Genomic DNA, 20,160 nt, shown 5'->3' on the forward strand with positions numbered 1-20,160 from the left:
GTGGAGTCACGAGGACGGACAGCGTCGAGAGCGAGACCGACATGGCCTTTCGCCGGAACCCCCGTGACGAGGTGGGCGGTCTCGCCCAAGAGGTCGTCGACGAGATCACCTGGTACATGCGGGAACACAAGATCACCCGCGCTGATCTGGCCGCGTCGCTGGGCGTCTCGCCGGGCCGGGTGAGCCAGATACTCTCCGGCGACGAGAACCTGACCCTGCGCACGCTCGGCGCGGTCGTCGACGCGCTCGGCGCCCGCCTGGAGCTCACGCTCGGCGACGCCGAGGACTCCCCCGCCGCCCTGGCCTGATGGCCCGGGAGCGCCGTCCGCCGGTCCCGGTCAGCGGGCGCGGGCGATGTGCTCGCCGCCGCGGGCCCGTGACGGCGGCACGTACCCCGGCAGCGAGCGGTAGCCGGCCCGGTAGGCCGCGGCCAGCAGGCGCAGCACGTCGTTCTCGGCGTCGTGCCGCAGCACGCCGTGCAGCCGGTTGAGGTTGCCGAGGTAGCGCTCGTACCTGGGGATCCTGGTGTGGCGGGAGAGGGTGAGCGCGGTGGCCACCTTCGAGCGGGCGGCGCCGTCCTCGATCAGGGCGGCCACGTCCAGCCTGCGTTCGACCGCGTCCAGGCGGGCGTGCACGCGTTCGCGCCGCCGGTCGTCGGCCGACAGGCGCTCGCGGATGCGCTCGTGGTAGCGGGCCGCGGCCAGGCTCAGCTCGTAGACGTTCCAGGACGGGTCCACCCGCTTCTCGCACCAGACGCGCTCGTCCTCGGCCATCGCCTGGTCGAGCCGGGCCAGCAGCGACACCAGCCAGAACGTGGCCGCCTCCCGGGCCAGCGAGCGCCGCTCGTCCTGCTTGGCGCGCATCTGGCCGATCCACAGGCCGCTCGGCGCCACCGCGCCGAGGACGGTGGCCAGCGAGTCGCTCAGCAGCGCGTGCCCGGCCAGCGCGACGCCCGCGGACAGGCCGCCGGTGAGCAGGCTGATGGCGATCGCGAGCCGCCGCCCGGCGGGCCCGAAGGGCCGCCCCTTCCCCTGGCACCTCAGCAGCAGGAAGACGACGGCGGAGACCACGGCGAGCCCAACGGTCAGCGCCGCCTGCGCGACCCACTTCGGGTCCATGGAATTAGCCCTTCCCGCGAAATGTTCTCTCCATATTCGCAGCGAGGGCAGTGATTGAAAATGCCGTTGCGGACGGCATATGTCGCTCATATACGGTGACACTCATCTGAGCAAGGCGCATTCTTCCGGAACAGGAGCTCCCACCATGCCCGGCCCGCTGGTCGTCAACGACTCGATCGTCATCCCCGACGCCGAGCTCGTCTGGCGTTTCTCCCGTTCCTCAGGTCCGGGTGGTCAGGGCGTCAACACCACCGACAGCCGGGTGGAGCTGATCTTCGACGTGGCCGCGAGCACCGCGATCCCGCCCGCGCTCAAGGCCCGCGCGCTCGACCGTCTGGGCGCCGCCACGATCACCGTCGTGGCCTCGGAGTACCGCTCGCAGCTGCGCAACCGGGAGGCCGCCGGGCACCGGCTGGCCCAGCGCGTCCGGGAGGCCGTCGCGCCGCCGCCCAAGCGCCGCCGCCCGACCAAGCCGAGCCGGGGCGCCGTCGAGCGCCGCATCGCGGGCAAGAAGCACCGTTCCGACGTCAAGCGCCTGCGCCGCGACCCCCACTGAGCCCGCTCCGGGGGCGCGCCGGGATCAGAGCGAGAACGCCGGTTCCCTGACCCCCGCCGGGCAGAGCTGCCCGATCACCGCGCGCACCTGGCCGCGCAGCACGGGGTCGGTGAGGCGGCCGTCGTCGTCGAAGTGCGGGCAGGCCGGCGAGATGACCAGCTCGGCGCCCATCACGACCGCGTCCGCGCCCTGGAGCTGCTTGTAGAGCTCCGCCTGCGCCCACATCGCGCCGCACGCCCGCGCGCTGGCGCTCATCACCGCCACGTGCTTGCCGGACAGCACGTCGCCGGCCGAGAGCCATTCCAGCGTGTACGTCAGCTCCATCGGCAGCAGGCTGTGCTCGGGAGCCGTCAGCAGCACCGCGTCCGCCCCGGCGACCAGCCCGAGCAGTTCCCTGGCCGCCACCGGCACCTTCCCCGGCTGGTACGGCGGGACGTCGCCCATCCCCGTCCAGATCTCGAACCGTACGCCTTCCGGCAATTCGCCGCCCGCTGCGTCCAGCAATCTGTTGATGAATGACCCCGCGTGGAGACTGGCGGCGATCCCGATGATTTTCACCTACTGCTCCCCAGGCGTTCCGGTGTCACCTGGAAACTTCCCGATGCCTCGGTTGTCCAAGACCAGCCCGAGGTCAAATGCAGCTCAGTCTTCGCCTCAGCGCCGGTGACGTTCCTGGTCAGGCGGGCGTCGGAAGATCAACGCGAGCACCCGCAGCACCATGATCGAGGCGATCACCAGGAGGTTGTAGCCGAGCAGCTGGTACAGGCTCGTGGTGCCGACCACGACGGGCCCGCCCTCGATGCCGAGCAGCAGCACCGCCATGAGCCCGGCCGTGGCGCCGAGCACGGTGAGCAGCACCTGGTGGACCAGCCCGGTGACGTAGCGGCGGTCGCGGTCGTCGGCCAGCAGCCGGACGTTCAGGCTGAACCTGCCGTGCTCGGCGGCGCTGGCGATGCGCTCGACCCGGCGCGGCAGGCGGCGCAGCATCGGCAGCAGCGCGGCCAGCTCCTGGCCCACGGCCTCCTTGACGGACTCGGGCCCGGCCCGCTCGGCCAGGTAGCGCCCGGCGAACGCGCGGGCCTCGCCGATCAGGTTGAAGCCGGGCGACAGGCGCACGAGCGTGCCCTCCAGCGTGGCCAGGGCCCGGAAGACGGCGGCCACCTCGGGCGGGATGGACAGCCCGTACTCCGAGACGATCTTGAACAGGTCGGTGAACATCTGCACGCTGTCCATGCCGGGCCCCAGGTGCCTGGCCATGAACTGGCCGAGCGCCCGCTCCAGCGCCGCCTCGTCGATCTCCTCCGGCCGCGGGACGACCTCCAGCAGCGCGTCGGTGACGCCGAGCGGGTCCTGCCGGTTCATCGCGAGCAGGAAACGCTGCAGGGCCGAGCGGACGGAGCCGTCCAGGCGGCCGACGGAGCCGAAGTCGAGCAGGCCGAGCGTGCCGTCGTCGAGCAGCATGAGGTTGCCCGGGTGAGGGTCGGCGTGGAAGACGCCCTCGACGAGGATCTGCCTGAGCAGGCAGTCGAGCAGGTCGCGGGCCAGCGCGGGCCCCTGGCCGGGGGCGGCCGCGGTGACCGGCCCGCCCGACAGGCGCCGCATGACCAGCACCTGCTCGGTGCACAGGGCGGGGAACGGCTCGGGGTAGGTGACGCCGCCGCTGCCGGAGGCGGCCACGGCGGCCATGTTGGCGGCCTCGACGCGGAAGTCCAGCTCCTCGCGGATGGCGACGGCGAACCCCTCGGCCAGGTCGCGCAGCCCCAGCGAACGCCCCCACCGGGTCCTGGACTCCAGCGTGGCGGCCAGCCGGCGGACGATGTCGAGGTCCTGGGCCACCACGCCCTCGATGCCCGGCCTGCGCACCTTGACCACGACGTCCTCGCCGGTGTGCAGGCGGGCGGCGTGGGCCTGGCCGATGGAGGCGGCGGCCAGCGGCGTCCGGTCGAAGGCGGCGAACACCTCCTCGACCGGCCCGCCCAGCTCGGCGGCGAGCACCGGCTCGATGCGCTCCCACGGCGCGGGGGCGACGTGGTCCTGCAGGCGGCCCAGCTCGTCGATGAACTCGGCCGGCAGCAGGTCGCGGCGGGTGGACAGCACCTGGCCGAGCTTGACGAAGGTGACGCCGCCGTCGTCGAGCGCCTGGCGCAGCGACCTGGCCAGGCGCACCTTGCCCGACCTGTCCTCCAGGCTCTCGCCGCGGCCCCGCAGGTAGGGGCCGAGGCCGTGCCGGAAGGCGATCCTGGTGATCTGCGAATAGCGCCGGGCCCGGCGGATCCGGCCGCGCAGCGAGCGCAGCACCTCCAGCGGCCCCGGCACCGAGCCCGGCGGGACCAGCGCCTCGGCGAGCACCAGGATCACCATGGGGATGAGCACCATGCACATGGCGATCAGGAGCAGCAGCCCGAGCGCGCCGGCGTCGGGCGTGGTCTCCGGGTCGACCGGCCCGAACGAGGCGATCACCGGCGTCAGCATCGGCTGGGCCAGGCCCCAGGCCACCATCGCGGCCAGGAAGGTGCGTAACGCGCCGAACCTGACCCCGAGCAGGCGCTGGGCCGCCGTCGCCAGCAGCAGGATCATCACCAGGATGGCGAGCGAGACGAACAGCGTGCCCAGGAGCTCCATGAGGAGGGATCATCCCACGGCCACGCGGGCGGCGGCGGCCCGGTGGCGGGCCCGTAGCGACCCGGTGGCGGCCCGGCGTCAGCCCTTGGCGGCGGCGCGGGCGCGGCGCTCGTCGCGGCGCTCGACGAACCGGGCGGCCGTGACCTCCGTCTTGGCCAGGAACGCCGACAGCTCCTCGCGGGCCCGCTCGCCCTCGGCGTCGAGGCCGGTCTTGTCGAAGACCGCCCACTGGCGCAGCACCGGCATGAGCACGTCGTCGAGGTGCAGGCGCAGGTCGTAGATGCCCTCGTGGGCGATGATCATGGCCTTGCGGGCGAAGCCCTCCATGCCCGTGCCGGGCATCTGGAAGGTGGTGACGACGTCGGTCACCGCGCGCATGGTCTGGTTGGGGTCGAGCTCGAAGGCCGCCTTGAGCAGGTTGCGGTAGAAGAGCATGTGCAGGTTCTCGTCGGCGGCGATGCGGGCGAGCAGGCGCTCGCAGCCCTCGTCGCCGGAGGCCCGGCCGGTGTTGCGGTGGGAGATGCGGGTGGCCAGCTCCTGGAAGGAGACGTAGGCGAGCTGCTGGAGCATGGTGTTGTACGCGGTGACGAAGCCCTGCTCCATGTGGTGCATGCGGGCCCGCTCCAGCGCGACCGGGTCGACGGCGCGGGTGACGGTGAGGTAGTCGCGCAGGGCGGTGCCGTGGCGGTCCTCCTCGGCGGTCCAGCGGTGGACCCACGTGCCCCACGCGCCGTCACGGCCGAACGTGGTGGCGATCTCGTGGTGGTAGCTGGGCAGGTTGTCCTCGGTGAGCAGGTTGACGATCAGCGAGATGCGGGCGGCCTCGGGGATCTTCGAGTCGCCCTCCTGCCACGCCTGACCGCCGTAGATGCCGTCGAAGTCACGCCCTTCGCTCCACGGGATGTACTCGTGCGGGAACCACTCCTTGGCCATCGAGTTGTGGCGATCGAGCTCCACGCCCACGACGGGTTCGAGCTCGTGCAGCAGTTCCGTCTGAGACATCGCCATAAAGATCTTCTCCTTCAGGTTACGGGACCGTAGGTTAGGCTACCCGAAGGCCATGTGATGCGGTGTCGACCTCGTTGTCCTAAATGCCGGCGCGTTGCAGCAGCCGGTCCAGTTTGATGTTGAGGTCGAGGATCTCCGAGCGCAGCGAGTTGAACTCCTCGGCCATCGCCGTCCTGACGAACCGCAGCTCCTCGGTCACCTCGACGCGCAGCGTCGCCAGCTCCGCCTTCGCGTCCTGCTCCTCCGGCCCGTCGTGCCACACGGCCGCCTCCTCGCATTCGGTAAGTCACCTTCCGCTACCAAGGATCGCAGCCGGACGCGTCCCGCGCCGCCGGGCGGCGCCCGCCGGGAGTGGTTTTCTTCTCCCGGGCCACGATCCTTCGCGCCCCGGATGAAGACTTGTCATCCCGGACGGGCCGGCCGCCGGGCTCAGATCAGGTCGACGAGGTCGGCGACGGAGTCGACGACCAGGGAGGGCCGGTAGGGGAAGCGGTCGACCTGGTCGCGCTGGGTGACGCCGGTCAGCACGAGGATCGTGAACAGCCCCGCCTCCATGCCGGAGACGATGTCGGTGTCCATGCGGTCGCCGATCATGGCGGTGGTCTCGCTGTGGCCCTCGATGGCGTTGAGCGCGCTGCGCATCATGCGGGGGTTGGGCTTGCCCACGAAGTACGGCTCGACGCCGGTGGCCTTGGTGATCATCGCGGCCACCGCGCCGCAGGCCGGCAGCGAGCCCTCGGTGGAGGGGCCGATCGGGTCGGGGTTGGTGGCGATGAAGCGGGCGCCGGCCTCGATGAGCCGGATCGCGCGGGTGATCTGGGTGAAGCTGTAGGTGCGGGTCTCGCCGAGCACGACGTAGTCGGGGTCGAGGTCGGTCAGGATGTAGCCGACCTCGTGCAGGGCCGTGGTCAGGCCGGCCTCGCCGATCACGTACGCCGACCCGCCGGGGCGCTGGTCGTCGAGGAACTGGGCGGTGGCCAGGGCGGAGGTCCAGATGGACTCGGCGGGCACGTCGAGCCCGGCGCCGGCCAGGCGCACGGACAGGTCGCGCTGGGTGTAGATGGAGTTGTTGGTCAGGACCCGGAACTTCTTGTCGGACTCCTTGAGCCGTTTGATGAATTCGTCCGCACCGGGGATCGGCCGCCCCTCGTGGACGAGGACGCCGTCCATGTCGGACAACCAGGAGTCGATCCGCTTACGCTGAGTCACCCGTTCATGGTATCGAGCGTGCCTTGTCGACTTCTCGCCGCACACGTGAACAATGTTCATCATGTCGTTCACTGAATCCGCCCTGGACATGCGGGACGAACTCATCCAGCTCCGCCGCTCCCTGCACACCACCCCCGAGCTCGGCCTGCAACTGCCGAGGACGCAGGAGAAGGTGCTGGCCGCGCTCGACGGGCTCCCCCTGGAGATCACCACCGGCAAGACGCTCAGCTCGGTCACCGCGGTGCTGCGCGGCGGCCGCCCGGGCCCCGCGGTGCTGCTGCGCGGCGACATGGACGCCCTGCCGGTGACCGAGCGCAACGACCTGCCCTACATCTCCCGGCATCCGGGCCAGATGCACGCCTGCGGCCACGACCTGCACACCGCCATGCTGGTCGGCGCGGCCCGGCTGCTCAGCGCGCGGCGGGCGGACGTCGCCGGTGACGTGATCTTCATGTTCCAGCCGGGCGAGGAGGGGCACGACGGCGCCAAGCACATGATCGGCGAGGGCGTGCTCGACGCGGCCGGCGCCCGGCCGGTGGCGGCGTACGGGATGCACGTGGTGTCGGCCATGCTGCCGCCGGGGCTGTTCGCCTCGCGGGGCGGCCCGATGATGGCCGCGGCCGACGTGTTCTGCGTGACGGTGAAGGGCACCGGCGGGCACGGGTCGAGCCCCCACCGCGCCAAGGACCCGATCGCGGCCGGCTGCGAGATGGTGACGGCGTTGCAGACGATGGTGACCCGCACGTTCGACGTGTTCGACCCCGTGGTGATCACCGTGGGCACCTTCCACGGCGGCTCGGCCGACAACGTGATCCCCGACGAGGCGCGCTTCGAGGCGACCGTGCGCACGTTCAGCAAGGAGCACCGGAGGCTGGTCAAGCGGCGTCTGGTGGAGGTGGTCGAGGGCATCGCGGCGGCGCACGGGCTCGCGGTCGAGACGTCGTTCGGCATGGGGTACCCGGTGACGGTCAACGACCAGGGCGAGGCCGGGTTCGTCTCGGCGACCGCCGACGAGCTGTTCGGGCCGGGCCGCTACTTCGTGGCGCCGCAGCCGGTCATGGGCTCGGAGGACTTCTCGTACGTGCTGGAGGAGGTGCCGGGCGCCTTCGTCTTCCTGGGGGCCTGCCCGCCCGACCGCGACCCGGCCACGGCGCCCTACAACCACTCGCCGGACGCCGTCTTCGACGACTCCGTGCTGTCCGACGGCGCCGCGCTGTACGCCTCGCTGGCCTACGAGCGCCTGTCGAGGCCGTGATGCGCGCCTGGGTGGTGGACCGGCCGGGGCCGATGGCGTCCGGCCCGCTCGTGCGGGTCGAGCGGGACGTCCCCGAGCCCGGCCCCGGCGAGGTGCTGGTCCGGGTCGAGGCGTGCGGCGTGTGCCGGACCGACCTGCACCTGGCCGAGGGCGACCTCGCGCCGCGCCGGCCGCGGACCACCCCCGGGCACCAGGTGGTGGGCCGGGTCGAGGGCTCCGGCGAGCGGGTGGGGGTGGCCTGGCTGCGCTCGACGTGCGGCCGGTGCCGCTACTGCCTGCGGGGCACGGAGAACCTCTGCCCGGACTCCGCCTACACCGGCTGGGACGCCGACGGCGGCTACGCCGAGTACGTCGTGGCCCCCGCCGGCTACGTCTACCCGCTGCCGGCCGACGTGCCGGCCGAGCGGCTGGCGCCGCTGCTGTGCGCGGGCATCATCGGCTACCGGGCGCTGGCCCGCTGCGACCTGCCGCCGGGCGGCCGGCTCGGCATCTACGGCTTCGGCTCCTCGGCCCATCTCACCGCGCAGGCGGCCATCGCGCAGGGCGCCACGGTCCACGCCGTGACCAGGTCGGACGCCTCCAGGCGGCTGGCGCTGGAGCTGGGCGCGGCCTCGGCGGGCGACCGGCCGCCCGAGCCGCTGGACGCGGCGATCCTGTTCGCGCCGGTCGGCGACCTGGTGCCGCCCGCGCTGGAGGCGCTGGACCGCGGCGGGACGCTGGCGATCGCCGGCATCCACCTGACCGACGTGCCCGCGCTGAACTACGAGCGGCACCTGTTCCAGGAGCGCACGCTGCGCAGCGTGACCGCCAACACCAGGGCCGACGGCCGGGCCTATCTGGAGCTGGCGCTGGCCCATCCGCCGCGGGTGGCGACCACGCTCTACCCGCTGGAGGAGGCCGGACGGGCGCTGGCCGATCTGGCCGCCGACCGCGTCAGCGGCGCCGCCGTGCTGGTCGTGGACTGAGGCCCCGCTCCGTCGCACGATGGAGATTGGCGCCATGGCGGACCTCTATGAAGGAAAGTTACATTACACTCACAACATCTGGAGATTATTGACGCTGCCTGCTGGCGACCGTAGGGTCCGGTCAATTCCCTACAGATCCTCAACAGGTCCGACATCCCCCGGAGCGGCAGATGAAGCGACTGGCAGCGGTAGTGGCGTTGCTGGGCCTCGCCACCGCCACAGCGGCGTGCAGCGGTGGTACTAACAACAAGTCCGGCGGCTCGAGCGGTGGTGGTGGCGGGCTCTTCACCACGATCGACGTCAACAGGCCCGGCCTGGAGGCCACGGCCCCGGCCAACCCGTACAACCCGAAGGGCAACTCCTTCCCCGGCTACACGGCCATGAAGCTGGGCTGGGTCAAGAACCACCTGACCGACCCCAACCAGGCCCTCCCCGGCATCGCGGCGAGCTGGGAGATCGCGCCGGACAACTCGGCGATCACCCTCAAGCTCCAGCCGAACGCCAAGTGGTCCGACGGCAAGCCGGTCACCGCCGAGGACGTCAAGATGTCCATCGGCATCGCCTACACCCAGGGCAGCACGGCGTTCTCCATCACGCCGGGCGCCGCGGGCGCGGCGGCGGACGTCACCGTGGTCGACGACCACACCCTCAAGATCACCCAGGACATGGCGAACCCGAGCCCCAAGTTCGCCCGCGGCGTGCTCGACACGTTCGTCCTGCCCTCCCACGTGTGGAGCAGCGTGCTCCCCGCGGACTTCTGGGACCAGCTCAAGGCCTCCAGGGGCGAGGGCGCCGAGGCCGACAAGGCCCGCGAGACCATCACCGGCCTGGGCGAGAAGGTGCTCACCTTCGCCCCGCCGAAGGACACCTCGGCCGGCCCGTTCGTGCTGGAGCGGGTGAACCCGTCCGAGGCGCTGCTGGTCAAGAACAAGTACTTCTACAACGCCGCGAACGTGGCGCCGGCGCAGGTGAAGTTCCTCAACTACACCGGCAACGAGCAGATCTGGAACTACCTCACCGCGGGCAAGCTCGACCACGCCGGCTTCACCGCCGCCCCGTCCGACGTGATGAACCGGATCAAGGCGGCCGCCGGCAACGAGGTCATCAAGGGCTACTCGCCGGTCGCGGTGAGCATGGCCTTCAACCAGTCCAAGAAGCCGTACGACAACGTGCACGTGCGCCGCGGCCTGGCCTACCTGATCAACCGCGAGGAGGTCACCAAGGTCGCCTCGCCCGAGGGCGGCACGGCGGCGGTCACCACCAGCGGCATCCACCAGAAGGCCGCGCAGGCGTGGATCCCCGACGAGCTGCCCAAGCTGGAGCCGTACGCGCCCGACGTGGCCAAGGCCGAGGCCGAGTTCAAGGAGGCCGGCCTCACCAAGAAGGACGGCAAGTGGACGCTGGCCGACGGCTCGGCGTGGAAGGTCTCCATGCACGCGCCCTCCGGCTTCTCCGACTGGCTGTCGGCCCAGGAGAACATCAAGAGCCAGCTCGTCAAGGCCGGCGTCGACGCCGAGGTCGTCACGACCGCCGACTACCCCCTCTACCTGGAGGAGCTGGCGGCCGGCAAGTACGACGTGGGCTTCTGGCTGATGGCCCTCGGCCCCGCGCCGTACGACATCTACCAGCGCCTGTACGGCGCCTCCAACGGCTGGACGAACGTCGCGGGCAAGGTCAAGCACTCCGAGCCCGGCAAGGCCGGCAACTGGATGGGCGGCCCCGAGGAGATCGAGGTCGACGGCGCCAAGATCAACCCCGGTGAGCTGACCGGCAAGCTGAACTCGGCCAACGAGGAGCAGGCCAAGCCGATCATGGCTCAGCTCGCCAAGGCCGCCAACCAGGACCTCCCGGTCATCCAGCTCTGGGACTACGTCAACACCCAGTTCGTCAACAACAGCCGCTTCACCGGCTGGCCGCACGACGACGAGATCCTGCGCATGGGCGCCGGCGTCCTGCCCTCGGGCGTCTGGATCCAGCTCGGCATGATCAAGGCGAAGTCGTAGTTCATGGCGCTCATCGCACGACGACTCGCGGGCCACCTGGCCCGCGGGTTCGTCATGATCCTCGTAGTCGCGACGATCAGCTTCTTCATCATCAACAACATCCCCGGCGACCCGATGGCCGCCCGCTACGAGAAGCTGGTCGAGCAGGGCATGTCGCCCGAGGCCGCCGCGCAGGCCGTCAAGGTCCTGTACGGCTTCCTGCCCGACGGCACGCTCTGGCAGCAGTACACCGATTACATGACGGGCCTGCTCCACCTCGACCTCGGCATGTCGGTCAGCCGGCCCGGCACCTCCGTGGTCGACGTGCTCACCGAAGCCGCCAAGTGGACCGTTCTACCGGTGCTGGCCGGCACGCTGCTGAGCTTCCTCGTCGGGATCCTGCTCGGCGTGTACGCCGCCATCAAGCGCACCGGCAAGCTGGGCGACGCCCTGGCCATCTCCGGCTCGCTGCTGCACGGCATCCCGCAGTACGTGCTGGCGATGCTGCTCGTGGTGATCTTCGCGACGCTGCTCCCGATCCTGCCGTCCGACGGCTCGGTGGACATCCTGTTCGAGCCCGGCTTCAACGCCGGCTACATCGGCTCGCTGGTCGAGCACGCGGTGCTGCCGGTGGCCACGTACGCGCTGTCGGCCTACGGCGGCTGGATCCTGGCGATGAAGTCGAGCGTGGTCACCGTGCTGGGCGACGACTTCATCCTGGCCGCCGAGCTGCGCGGCATGAAGCGCTCGATCGTGTTCCGCTACATCGCGCGCAACGCGATCCTGCCGCTGTTCACCATGCTGGCCCTGTCGCTGGGCCTGCTGCTGGGCGGCGCGGTCTTCATCGAGAAGATCTTCAACTACCCGGGTCTCGGCTGGCTGCTGATCAGCGGCGTCCAGGACCGCGACTACGGCCTGATGGGCGGGGCGTTCCTGCTGATCACGGTCGGCACGATCATCGCCAACATCGTCGCGGACCTGTTCTACACGGTCATCGACCCGCGGGTGCGCAGCGGAGAGGAGGGCTCGTGAGCGCCACGCTCATCCCGGAGGCCGCGCCGGCCGCCTCGGCCATGCGCCGCAACTTCTGGCACGGCGTGTGGCGGGTGATGAAGCGCAAGCCCAGCCGCATGGCCGGGGTCGTCATCATCGCCGGCTTCATCGTCATGGCGGTGATCGGGCCGATGCTGCTGCCCGAGCACCTGCCGGGCAACGCGAGCGCGATCACCCAGCCGCCGAGCTGGGACCACTGGTTCGGCACCGACCCGCAGGGCCGCGACGTGACCGCGCTGGTGATCAAGGGCTCGCGTTACGTCCTGCTCACCGCCCTGGTCACCGCGCTCATCACGGTCGTCGCCGGCACCGCGATCGGCCTGTTCTCCGGCTTCAAGCGGGGCCGCTGGGACACCGTGCTCATGCGGCTGACCGACATGAAGCTCACCATCCCCGGCCTGCCGCTGCTGCTGGTGCTGGCGACGGTGTGGAAGTTCGGCAACCCCTTCCAGATGGGCCTGGTGCTGGGCCTGCTCGGCTGGGGCGGCGTGGCGCGGGCGGTGCGCTCGCAGACGCTGTCGCTGCGCGAGCGCGGGTTCATCGAGGCCGCCCGCGGGCTCGGGCTGTCCACCACGCACATCATCGGCAGGGAGCTGCTGCCGAGCATGGCGCCCTACATCGCGATGAACATGCTCATCGCGGTCACCGGCGCGGTCTACTCGCAGGTGGGCCTGTTCTTCCTGGGCGTGCTGCCGTACGAGTCGGACAACTGGGGTGTGATGCTCAACCTCGCCGTCTTCCAGGCGGGCGCGATGATCACGCCGAACGCGCTGGGCTACCTGCTGGCGCCGCTGCTGGCGATCCTGCTGCTCACGCTCGGCATCGTGCTCGTGGTGGACGCCATGGACGAGATCTTCAACCCCCGGCTGCGCGAGGAGTAGCAAGTGGCCGAACAAGCGCCGGGAGTGCGCATCGACGGCCTGACGGTCGTCTACAAGACCCCCGCGGGCGAGCTGCCCGCCGTCCGGGACGTCACGCTGACGCTGGAGCCGGGCACGATCACCGGCATCGTCGGCGAGTCCGGCTCGGGCAAGTCCACGCTGGCGCTGTCGCTGCTCAACGCGGTGCAGCCGCCGGGCAGGATCGCCGCGGGCAGCGTCGAGATCGACGGTCTCGGCGACGTGACCGGTTTCGCCGGCGAGGAGCTGCGCAAGGCCCGCGGCCGGCACATCGGGTACGTCTTCCAGGCCGCCCAGAACTCGCTCAACCCGCTCAAGACGGTCGGCAAGCAGCTCCTCGACCTGGGCCGCTCGCACGGCGTGGAGGACCTGCGCGGCCTGGTCCGCGAGGCGAAAGAGCTGCTCGGCCGCATGGGCCTGGACGGCGCGCGCGTGCTCGACTCGCACCAGCACGAGCTGTCCGGCGGCATGCGCCAGCGGGTCGGCATCATGCTGGCGCTGGTGCTCAACGCCCACCTGGTGGTGCTCGACGAGCCGACGACCGCCCTGGACATGATCACCCAGGCGAACATCCTGAAGATCGTCCGCGAGGTGCACGCCGAGCGCGGCCTGACCACGCTGGTCATCACGCACGACATCGGCGTCGTGGCCGAGGTCGCCGACCGCCTGGTCGTCATGTACGGCGGCCGCCTGGTCGAGCAGGGCCCCACCCGCGACGTGCTCGGCTCCCCCAGCCACCCCTACACCCGGGGCCTGATCAGGGCCATCCCCCGGCTCGTGGGCGACATCGCCGAGGCCCAGGCGCTGCCCGGCCGGCCGCCGACGCTGGCCACGGTGCCGAAGGAGGGCTGCGTGTTCAGGGAGCGCTGCGCGCTGCGCATGGACGTGTGCGACACCGCGGACCCGCAGGCCGTGGCGCATGGATCGAGGGTCGTGGCCTGCCACGCCGTGACCGTGAAGGAGCACGCGTGATCACCGGGACCGGCATCGTCAAGACGTACAAGCAGCGCGGCAACGTGCTGGCCGGGCGGGAGGTGCGGGCGCTGCGCGGGGTGGACTTCTCCATCCCCAAGGGCGGCGCGGCCTCCTTCATCGGCGAGTCCGGCTGCGGCAAGACCACGCTGGGCCGGATCATCGCCGGGCTGGAGACCTACGACGAGGGCGAGATCGTCATCGGCGACGTGTCCATGTCGGGGCTCAAGCAGAAGAAGCGCCAGCCGTACTTCCGCAAGATCCAGATGATCCACCAGGACCCGTACTCGGCGCTCAACCCGACCCGGACCATCCACCAGACGCTCTACGCGCCGCTCAGCCTGCGGGCCGGGCAGACCGGGCGGTCGAAGGAGTGGATCGAGGAGCGGGCCGCCGAGGTGCTGTCGATGGTGGGCCTCGACCCGGGCTCGGTGCTGGGGCGCTACCCGCACCAGCTCTCGGGCGGCATGCGGCAGCGGGTGGTCATCGCCCGCGCGCTGACCGTCGACCCGGAGATGCTGGTCGCCGACGAGGCCGTCTCGATGATCGACGTCTCGCTCCGGCTGGGCATCCTCGCGCTGCTGAAGGACCTGCGCGAGCGGCTGGGCGTGAGCGTGCTGTTCATCACCCACGACGTGGCCACCGCCCGCTACATCGGCGACGACGGCGAGCTCTACGTCATCTACCGCGGCCAGGTCGTCGAGCGCGGCCCGGTGGACACGGTCATCGCCGACCCGGTGCACCCGTACACGCAGTCGCTGCTGTCGGCCATCCCCGTTCTGCACGGCCTGGAGGAGCCCGGCGCGCAGCCGGTGACGCCCCTGGAGTCGCTGGACGAGAGCAAGGCCGACGAGGGCTGCCTGTTCGCCCGCCGCTGCCCCTTCCGCGGCGAGCGGTGCGCGGGCGAGCGGCCGCTGCTGCAGATCACCGAGGGCGTGCCGCAGCAGCACGCGTGCTTCTACCCCGAGCGGCGTGACGTGATCGCGCGCCCGATGAGCGAGGTGTGATGTCGCCCACCGTCCGCGGCGCGGACCTGGCCGAGGCCGCCCGGGTGGCCGCCGCCGCGCTGACGCTGGACGCGCCCGAGGCCCCCGGCCTGGTCCGGCGCCTGGCCGAGCCGCCCGCCGAGCGCCGCTGGACGGCGCTGGCGACCGACGGCGGGGTGGTGATGACCTCGGTCTCGTCCAAGGACCCCGAGGTCGGGCACCTGGACCTGCTGGCCGTGCACCCCTCGGTCCAGGGCCGCGGGCACGGGCGGGCGCTGGTGGGGGCGGCCGAGGAGTGGCTGCGCGGGCACGGCGTGCGGCAGGCGCGCTTCGCCGGGAACCCGCCCTGCTACGCCTGGCCCGGCATCGACGTGCGGTACACCGCCGCCGCCTGCCTGGCCGAGAGCCTCGGCTACGAGCGTTACCACGTCGCCTGGAACATGACCGCCGACCTGCGGGCCGACCTGTCCGTCGAGGACGACCTGGCGCGGCTGGAGCGGGCGGGGGTCACGGTGCGGGCGGCGGGCGCCGACGGCGCCGGCCGCGCGGCCGTGGCCGCGTTCGTCGAGGAGCACTGGAACGAGCGGTGGGCCTGGGAGGCGGCCAACGCGACCGGCCTGCACTACGCCGAGCGCGACGGGCGCGTCCTGGCCTTCGCCGCCTGGGGGGCGCGGCCGGCCTGGTTCGGCCCGATGGGCACCGCCCCGGACGCCCGCGGGCTCGGCCTCGGCGGGGTGCTGCTGCGCCGCTGCCTGGCCGAGCAGCGGGCCGCCGGTCAGGACAGCGCCGAGATCGGATGGGTGGGGCCGTTGCGGTTCTACTCGCGCGCCGTGGGCGCGCGAGCCGAACGCGTCTTCTGGCTCTACCGGCGCGATCTGGCGTGATGTCAGCTGTAGAGCAGATGTCCTTCGGGACGGCCGGGCGGCGGGCACAGCTCGCGCGGGTCGTCCCCGGCCTCCAGGCAGCGCGTGAGCGTGTCGGAGCCCCAGAGCAGGTCGAGGAACAGGTCCTCGCCCTTCCAGACCAGGTCGCCGGGGTAGAGGACGCGGGCCGTGTGCAGCATCGACAACCCGGTCAGCACCGGCCGGAAGGCCCGCTGGTCGTGCACGTGCAGCTGCACCCCGCGGACGGGCAGGCCCGCGTGCTTGTGGAACGTCGGGGTGAACCAGGTGTCCCTGAACCGCACCCCCGGCAGCTCCAGCCCGTTCAGGACGGCCGCGTAGCGCTCGTCCGCGTACGGCGCCCCGACCAGCTCGAACGGCCGGGTGGTGCCGCGGCCCTCGGAGAAGTTGGTGCCCTCGAACAGCCCGGTGCCCGGGTAGACCAGCGCGGTGTCGGGGGTCGGCATGTTGACCGAGGGCATCACCCAGGGCAGGCAGGTCTCCGCCCAGCTCATGTCCCGCCGCCAGCCCTCCATCGTGACCACCCGCAGGTCGGCGTCGAAGCCGAACAGCGCCGCCAGCTCCCCCGCGGTCCTGCCGTGGCGCACGGGCAGCGGGAAGCGGCCCACGAAGCTGGCGAACGCCGGGTCCAGCAGAGGGCCCTCCTCGACGGTCCCGCCCAGGGGGTTGGGCCGGTCCAGCACCACGAACCGCAGGCCCAGCCGGGCGGCCGAGGCCAGCAGGTCGTACATGGTCCAGACGAAGGTGTAGAAGCGGGCGCCCACGTCGGCGATGTCGAAGACCAGCGTGTCCACGCCGGAGGCGGCGACCACGCGGTCGAGGTCGTCGCCCGACAGCTCGTGGGTGTCGTAGACCGGCAGTCCCGTCGCGGGGTCCACCGCGTCGCGCTCGCTCGATCCCGCCTGGGCCGTGCCGCGCAGGCCGTGCTCGGGGCCGAACAGCGCGGTCAGGGGCAGGTCCGCGGCCAGCAGGGCCTCGGTCGTGGGGGTCAGGTCGGGCAGGACGCCGGTGGGATTGGTGATCAGGCCGAGACGGGCGCCGCCGGCCAGCGCGGGGTCCGCGGCCAGCCGTTCGGCTCCGGTGCGTACGTGTGACATGGATCCATTGTCTGAAAGATATTTACAACTGAGAAGTAAAGGGTGGAAATTAGCGTCATGATTGATCCGCTGCCCGAGCTGTCCACCGAGCAGAGCGATCCCCGCTACAGCCAGATCGACCGGCTGCCGACGGAGCAGATCGCCCGACTGATGAACCAGGCCGACGCCGAGGTGCCCGTGGCCGTGGCCGCGGCCGTCCCGGCGATCTCGGCGGCCATCGACGCGATCGCCGCCCGGATGGCCGAGGGAGGCAGGCTGCTGTACGTCGGCGCCGGCACCTCGGGACGGCTGGCCGTCCTCGACGCCAGCGAGTGCCCTCCGACGTTCGGCACCGACCCCTCGCTGGTGCAGGGCGTCATCGCGGGCGGGCCGGAGGCGCTGACCCGGTCCATCGAGGGCGCGGAGGACGACGCCGAGGCGGGCGCGGCGGCCATGAAGGACCTGGAGGTGGGCGCGCTCGACTCGGTGGTGGGCGTGTCGGCCAGCGGGCGGGCCCCGTTCGTGCTGGGCGCGCTGGCCGAGGCCGCCGGCCGGGGGGCGCTGACCGCGGCGCTTTCGTGCAACACGGGCGCGCCGCTGTCGGCCGCCGCCGAGCACGGGATCGAGGTCGTGGTGGGGCCCGAGGTGGTGGCGGGCTCGACCAGGCTCAAGGCGGGCACGGCGCAGAAGCTCGTGCTCAACATGATCTCGACGATCTCCATGGTCAGGCTGGGCCGGACCTACGGGAACAAGATGATCGAGATGTCGGCCATGAACAGCAAGCTCGCCTCCCGCGCGCTGCGCATGGTGAGCGAGATCACCGGGGCCGACGCCGCGACGGCGGGCGCGGCGCTGGAGGCGGCCGGCGGCCAGGCGAAGACGGCCGTGGTGATGATCCAGCACGGCCTGGACCCCGACGCGGCCCGCGCGCTGCTGGAGTCGCACGGAGAGCGGCTCAGCGACGCGCTCAGCGGCTGACGTACCCGGCGGGACGCACCGGGGCACAAAAGGGGACTGACGAGGGGGGAACGGGGATGTCGGACCGGCTGGAGCACCTGCTGGCCGCCGCGGTGCCCGAGGTGTGCCCGGCGGCGGTCGCGCTGATCGCCGTCCACGGCACGGTGGCCGCCGCCGCGGCGGCGGGCGAGCTGGTCAGGTACACCGACGCCGAGCCGGGCACCGGATCGGACACCGGATCGGACGCCGTCCCGGTGGCTCCCGGGACGCTCGCCGCCGAGCGGCCCCCCGCGCGCCGGGACTCGGTGTTCGACCTGGCCTCGGTCAGCAAGCTGTGCACCACCGCGGTGGTGCTCTCGCTCACCGAGGAGGGCCTGCTGGACCTGGACGAGCCGGTGCGGGCATGGATCCCCGGGGCCGACCCGCGGATCACGCTGCGCCGCCTGCTCACCCACACGGCGGGCCTGACGCCGACCCGCCGGATCGACCTGGAGCTTCCGCAGGCCGGGCCGGACGAGCGCATGGCCGCGATGCTCACCACGCCGGTCACCGGCCCGGTCGGCGGCCCCTACCTCTACAGCGACGTCGGCATGGTGATGGCCGGCCGGATCGCCGAGCTGGCCGCGTCCGCCCCGCTCGACGTCCTGGTCCGCGCCCGGATCACGGACGTGCTCGGCCTCCCCGGCACCGGCTACCGGCGGGTCGGCGGCGGCGGGCGGGCCGAGCGCGTCGCCGCGACCGAGTTCAAGCCCGAACGCCCCGGCCCCGGCTGCGTGCGCGGCGAGGTGCACGACGAGACCGCGCACGCCCTGGGCGGGGTGGCCGGGCACGCGGGCCTGTTCGCCCCGGCGGACGACCTGCTGGCCTTCGGGGAGGCGCTGCGGCTGGGCGGGGGCGCGATGCTGAGCCCGTCGAGCGTGGCCGAGATGACCCGCGACCAGGGGGCGGAGGGGGCCGCGTTCCGGCACGGGCTCGGCGTGCGGATCGGCGACCCCGGCATCGTGGGCCCGCTGGACGGCGCGTACGGCCACTCCGGGTTCACCGGGACGTCGCTGGTGGTCGATCCGGCCCGCGGGCTGACCGTGGTGCTGCTGACCAACGCCGTCCATCCGGTGCGCGGGCGGCCGGGGATGCGCGAGCTGCGGTGCGCGGTGGCCGCCGAGGCGCTGCGGCACGTAGCGTGAACGCATGCCCGTGCAGCTGAACCACACCATCGTCGCCGCCACCGACCGGGACGCCACGGCCGCCTTCCTGGTCGACGTCCTCGGCCTGGAGCCCGCGCCGGTCTACGGCCCGTTCCGGGTCGTGACGCTGGCCAACGACGTCTCGCTCGACGTGATGCAGGCCGACGGCGAGGTGACCCCGCAGCACTACGCCTTCCTCGTCGGCGAGGAGGAGTTCGACCAGATCTGGGGGCGGATCAGGAGCCGCGGCCTGACGTTCTGGGCCGATCCGGGGCACACCAGGCCCGGCGTGATCAACACCCACGACGGCGGCCGCGGACTCTACTGGTCGGGCCCCGACGGGCACAACCTGGAGATCATCACGGTCCCCTACGGCGGTTAGGGCGCCAGCGCCTCCAGGGCCTCCTCGGCCCGGCGCATCGCCTCCCCGGCGTCGGCGGTGACGATCTCCCGGTCGAAGTTGAGGTCGTGGAAGACGTCCGTGACGCCCTCGGCGGCCAGGGCGGCGACGTCCTGCCTGATCTGCTCGTAGGTGCCGGTCAGCGGCCGGCGGGCGTCCTGAGCGCCGTCGGGCCGCACCTGCGTGACGCCGCGGCACACGAAGCGGAACGAGGCCGCCTCGCGCCCGGCGCCGGCGATCGTCTCCTTGATCAGCCCGATCCGGCCCGCGACCGCCGACAGGTCCTCCCTGCTGGAGCTGATCCAGCCGTCGGCCAGCCGGCCGGCCCGGCGCAGCGCGACCTCGGCGGTGCCGCCCAGCAGGATCTGCGGCGGCCCCGGCGCCGGCTTGGGGTCGATGTGGGCGGCCGGCACCCGGTAGAACTCGCCGTCGTGCTCGACGACGTCGTCCGTCCACGCCTTGCGCAGCAGCTCGACGAACTCCTCGCCCCTGCGCCCGCGCCGCTCCATGCCGACGCCCGCGGCCTCGAACTCCTCCGGCACCCAGCCGAGCCCGATGCCGGCGCTGACCCGGCCACCGGAGAGGGTCTGCAGGGTGGCGAGCTGCTTGGCCAGCACGACCGGCTGCACGTACGCGTTGACCACGGCCACGCCCAGCCGGATCGTCCGGGTGAGGCCGGACAGGTGCGCCAGCGTGACCAGGGGGTCGTGCACGCTGCGGTAGGTCGGCCCCATGGGATGCCCCACGGGGTACAGCAGCCGCTGGAACGTCCACAGCTCGTGGTAGCCCAGCTCCTCGGCCCGCGTGGCGATGCGGCGCATGTTCTCCGGCGTGGCCCAGGGCCCTGACTGGGGTACGGCGAAACCGATTCTCATGCTCCCAGTGTGACCGAACCGGGTGCGCGATCTCCCACCATATGAAAGGTACAAGATCGACAAAAGGGGCATCTTTTTGATCAGGAAGCGCTACCGTGGAAATGATCAACACGGCGCGCCCGCGCCGTGCCCCACGAGGAA

General features: G+C 72.0%; 21 protein-coding genes. 13 read left to right on the top strand and 8 right to left on the bottom strand.

Features of this window, described 5'->3' with window-relative positions; genetic code table 11:
- The first annotated feature begins 41 nt into the window (after positions 1 to 41).
- Positions 42 to 308, top strand: coding sequence for a helix-turn-helix domain-containing protein (locus ACIBQ8_RS01280; protein ID WP_397168046.1), 267 nt, complete (start codon positions 42 to 44; stop codon positions 306 to 308).
- A gap of 30 nt (positions 309 to 338) precedes the next feature.
- Here the strand turns inward: ACIBQ8_RS01280 and ACIBQ8_RS01285 are convergent, their stop codons facing one another.
- A complete protein-coding gene (locus ACIBQ8_RS01285; RefSeq protein WP_397168048.1) occupies positions 339 to 1,118 on the bottom strand; it encodes a hypothetical protein in 780 nt (259 codons plus the stop codon).
- A gap of 145 nt (positions 1,119 to 1,263) precedes the next feature.
- Between ACIBQ8_RS01285 and arfB the strand changes: the two genes are divergently transcribed.
- Complete coding sequence (gene arfB / locus ACIBQ8_RS01290; protein WP_352327447.1) at positions 1,264 to 1,674, top strand: alternative ribosome rescue aminoacyl-tRNA hydrolase ArfB; 411 nt, start codon at positions 1,264 to 1,266, stop codon at positions 1,672 to 1,674.
- Between the two features lie 24 nt (positions 1,675 to 1,698).
- Here the strand turns inward: arfB and ACIBQ8_RS01295 are convergent, their stop codons facing one another.
- The 5 genes from ACIBQ8_RS01295 to ACIBQ8_RS01315 form a co-directional block, all read right to left on the bottom strand.
- The gene (locus ACIBQ8_RS01295) at positions 1,699 to 2,232 is read right to left on the bottom strand and encodes an NADPH-dependent FMN reductase (RefSeq protein ID WP_397168050.1); all 534 of its coding nucleotides are present in this window, start codon (positions 2,230 to 2,232) and stop codon (positions 1,699 to 1,701) included.
- Between the two features lie 96 nt (positions 2,233 to 2,328).
- Positions 2,329 to 4,296, bottom strand: a complete 1,968-nt coding sequence (locus tag ACIBQ8_RS01300) for an ABC1 kinase family protein (RefSeq protein WP_397190654.1) — start codon at positions 4,294 to 4,296, stop codon at positions 2,329 to 2,331.
- 78 nt (positions 4,297 to 4,374) lie between these two features.
- Complete coding sequence (locus tag ACIBQ8_RS01305; protein WP_397168053.1) at positions 4,375 to 5,304, bottom strand: acyl-ACP desaturase; 930 nt, start codon at positions 5,302 to 5,304, stop codon at positions 4,375 to 4,377.
- A gap of 79 nt (positions 5,305 to 5,383) precedes the next feature.
- Complete coding sequence (locus ACIBQ8_RS01310) at positions 5,384 to 5,566, bottom strand: hypothetical protein (RefSeq protein WP_397168054.1); 183 nt, start codon at positions 5,564 to 5,566, stop codon at positions 5,384 to 5,386.
- A gap of 167 nt (positions 5,567 to 5,733) precedes the next feature.
- Positions 5,734 to 6,474, bottom strand: a complete 741-nt coding sequence (locus ACIBQ8_RS01315) for an HAD-IIA family hydrolase (protein ID WP_397169419.1) — start codon at positions 6,472 to 6,474, stop codon at positions 5,734 to 5,736.
- A 100-nt stretch (positions 6,475 to 6,574) separates the two neighbouring features.
- Between ACIBQ8_RS01315 and ACIBQ8_RS01320 the strand changes: the two genes are divergently transcribed.
- From ACIBQ8_RS01320 to ACIBQ8_RS01355, 8 genes are all read left to right on the top strand, one after another.
- Positions 6,575 to 7,768, top strand: a complete 1,194-nt coding sequence (locus tag ACIBQ8_RS01320) for a M20 family metallopeptidase (protein WP_397190655.1) — start codon at positions 6,575 to 6,577, stop codon at positions 7,766 to 7,768.
- Positions 7,768 to 8,733 carry a zinc-dependent alcohol dehydrogenase family protein gene (locus ACIBQ8_RS01325; protein ID WP_397190656.1) on the top strand — a complete coding sequence of 322 codons (966 nt, stop codon included), beginning with the start codon at positions 7,768 to 7,770 and terminating at the stop codon, positions 8,731 to 8,733. The genes ACIBQ8_RS01320 and ACIBQ8_RS01325 overlap by 1 nt, the downstream gene beginning before the upstream one ends.
- 170 nt (positions 8,734 to 8,903) lie before the next feature.
- On the top strand, positions 8,904 to 10,736 hold the full coding sequence (locus ACIBQ8_RS01330; protein WP_397168060.1) for an ABC transporter substrate-binding protein: 1,833 nt from the start codon (positions 8,904 to 8,906) through the stop codon (positions 10,734 to 10,736).
- A 3-nt stretch (positions 10,737 to 10,739) separates the two neighbouring features.
- On the top strand, positions 10,740 to 11,747 hold the full coding sequence (locus ACIBQ8_RS01335; RefSeq protein WP_397190657.1) for an ABC transporter permease: 1,008 nt from the start codon (positions 10,740 to 10,742) through the stop codon (positions 11,745 to 11,747).
- Positions 11,744 to 12,649: an ABC transporter permease gene (locus ACIBQ8_RS01340; protein WP_397168064.1), complete on the top strand. Its 906-nt coding sequence runs from the start codon at positions 11,744 to 11,746 to the stop codon at positions 12,647 to 12,649. Before ACIBQ8_RS01335 ends, ACIBQ8_RS01340 begins: the two co-directional genes overlap by 4 nt.
- Positions 12,650 to 12,652: 3 nt before the next feature.
- Positions 12,653 to 13,639 (top strand): ABC transporter ATP-binding protein, encoded by a 987-nt coding sequence (locus ACIBQ8_RS01345; RefSeq protein ID WP_397168066.1) that lies wholly within the window; start codon positions 12,653 to 12,655, stop codon positions 13,637 to 13,639.
- Positions 13,636 to 14,646 carry an ABC transporter ATP-binding protein gene (locus ACIBQ8_RS01350; protein WP_397168068.1) on the top strand — a complete coding sequence of 337 codons (1,011 nt, stop codon included), beginning with the start codon at positions 13,636 to 13,638 and terminating at the stop codon, positions 14,644 to 14,646. The genes ACIBQ8_RS01345 and ACIBQ8_RS01350 overlap by 4 nt, the downstream gene beginning before the upstream one ends.
- Positions 14,646 to 15,509, top strand: a complete 864-nt coding sequence (locus tag ACIBQ8_RS01355; protein WP_397190658.1) for a GNAT family N-acetyltransferase — start codon at positions 14,646 to 14,648, stop codon at positions 15,507 to 15,509. The genes ACIBQ8_RS01350 and ACIBQ8_RS01355 overlap by 1 nt, the downstream gene beginning before the upstream one ends.
- A gap of 2 nt (positions 15,510 to 15,511) precedes the next feature.
- Here ACIBQ8_RS01355 and ACIBQ8_RS01360 read toward each other — a convergent pair whose 3' ends face one another.
- Positions 15,512 to 16,624 (bottom strand): exo-beta-N-acetylmuramidase NamZ domain-containing protein, encoded by a 1,113-nt coding sequence (locus tag ACIBQ8_RS01360; protein ID WP_397190659.1) that lies wholly within the window; start codon positions 16,622 to 16,624, stop codon positions 15,512 to 15,514.
- A 57-nt stretch (positions 16,625 to 16,681) separates the two neighbouring features.
- Between ACIBQ8_RS01360 and murQ the strand changes: the two genes are divergently transcribed.
- From murQ to ACIBQ8_RS01375, 3 genes are read left to right on the top strand one after another with little or no spacing between them, the layout of a single operon-like run.
- A complete protein-coding gene (gene murQ, locus ACIBQ8_RS01365; RefSeq protein WP_397168073.1) occupies positions 16,682 to 17,581 on the top strand; it encodes an N-acetylmuramic acid 6-phosphate etherase in 900 nt (299 codons plus the stop codon).
- A 56-nt stretch (positions 17,582 to 17,637) separates the two neighbouring features.
- Entirely contained in the window at positions 17,638 to 18,744 is a 1,107-nt protein-coding gene (locus ACIBQ8_RS01370; RefSeq protein WP_397190660.1) for a serine hydrolase domain-containing protein, read from the top strand.
- A 4-nt stretch (positions 18,745 to 18,748) separates the two neighbouring features.
- Positions 18,749 to 19,126 (top strand): VOC family protein, encoded by a 378-nt coding sequence (locus tag ACIBQ8_RS01375; RefSeq protein ID WP_364333958.1) that lies wholly within the window; start codon positions 18,749 to 18,751, stop codon positions 19,124 to 19,126.
- Here the strand turns inward: ACIBQ8_RS01375 and ACIBQ8_RS01380 are convergent.
- On the bottom strand, positions 19,123 to 20,019 hold the full coding sequence (locus ACIBQ8_RS01380; protein ID WP_397190661.1) for a TIGR03619 family F420-dependent LLM class oxidoreductase: 897 nt from the start codon (positions 20,017 to 20,019) through the stop codon (positions 19,123 to 19,125). The genes ACIBQ8_RS01375 and ACIBQ8_RS01380 overlap by 4 nt on opposite strands.
- Positions 20,020 to 20,160 lie beyond the last annotated feature (141 nt).

This window comes from Nonomuraea sp. NPDC049646, assembly GCF_044465525.1.
In the GTDB taxonomy this organism is placed as follows: Bacteria; Actinomycetota; Actinomycetes; order Streptosporangiales; family Streptosporangiaceae; genus Nonomuraea.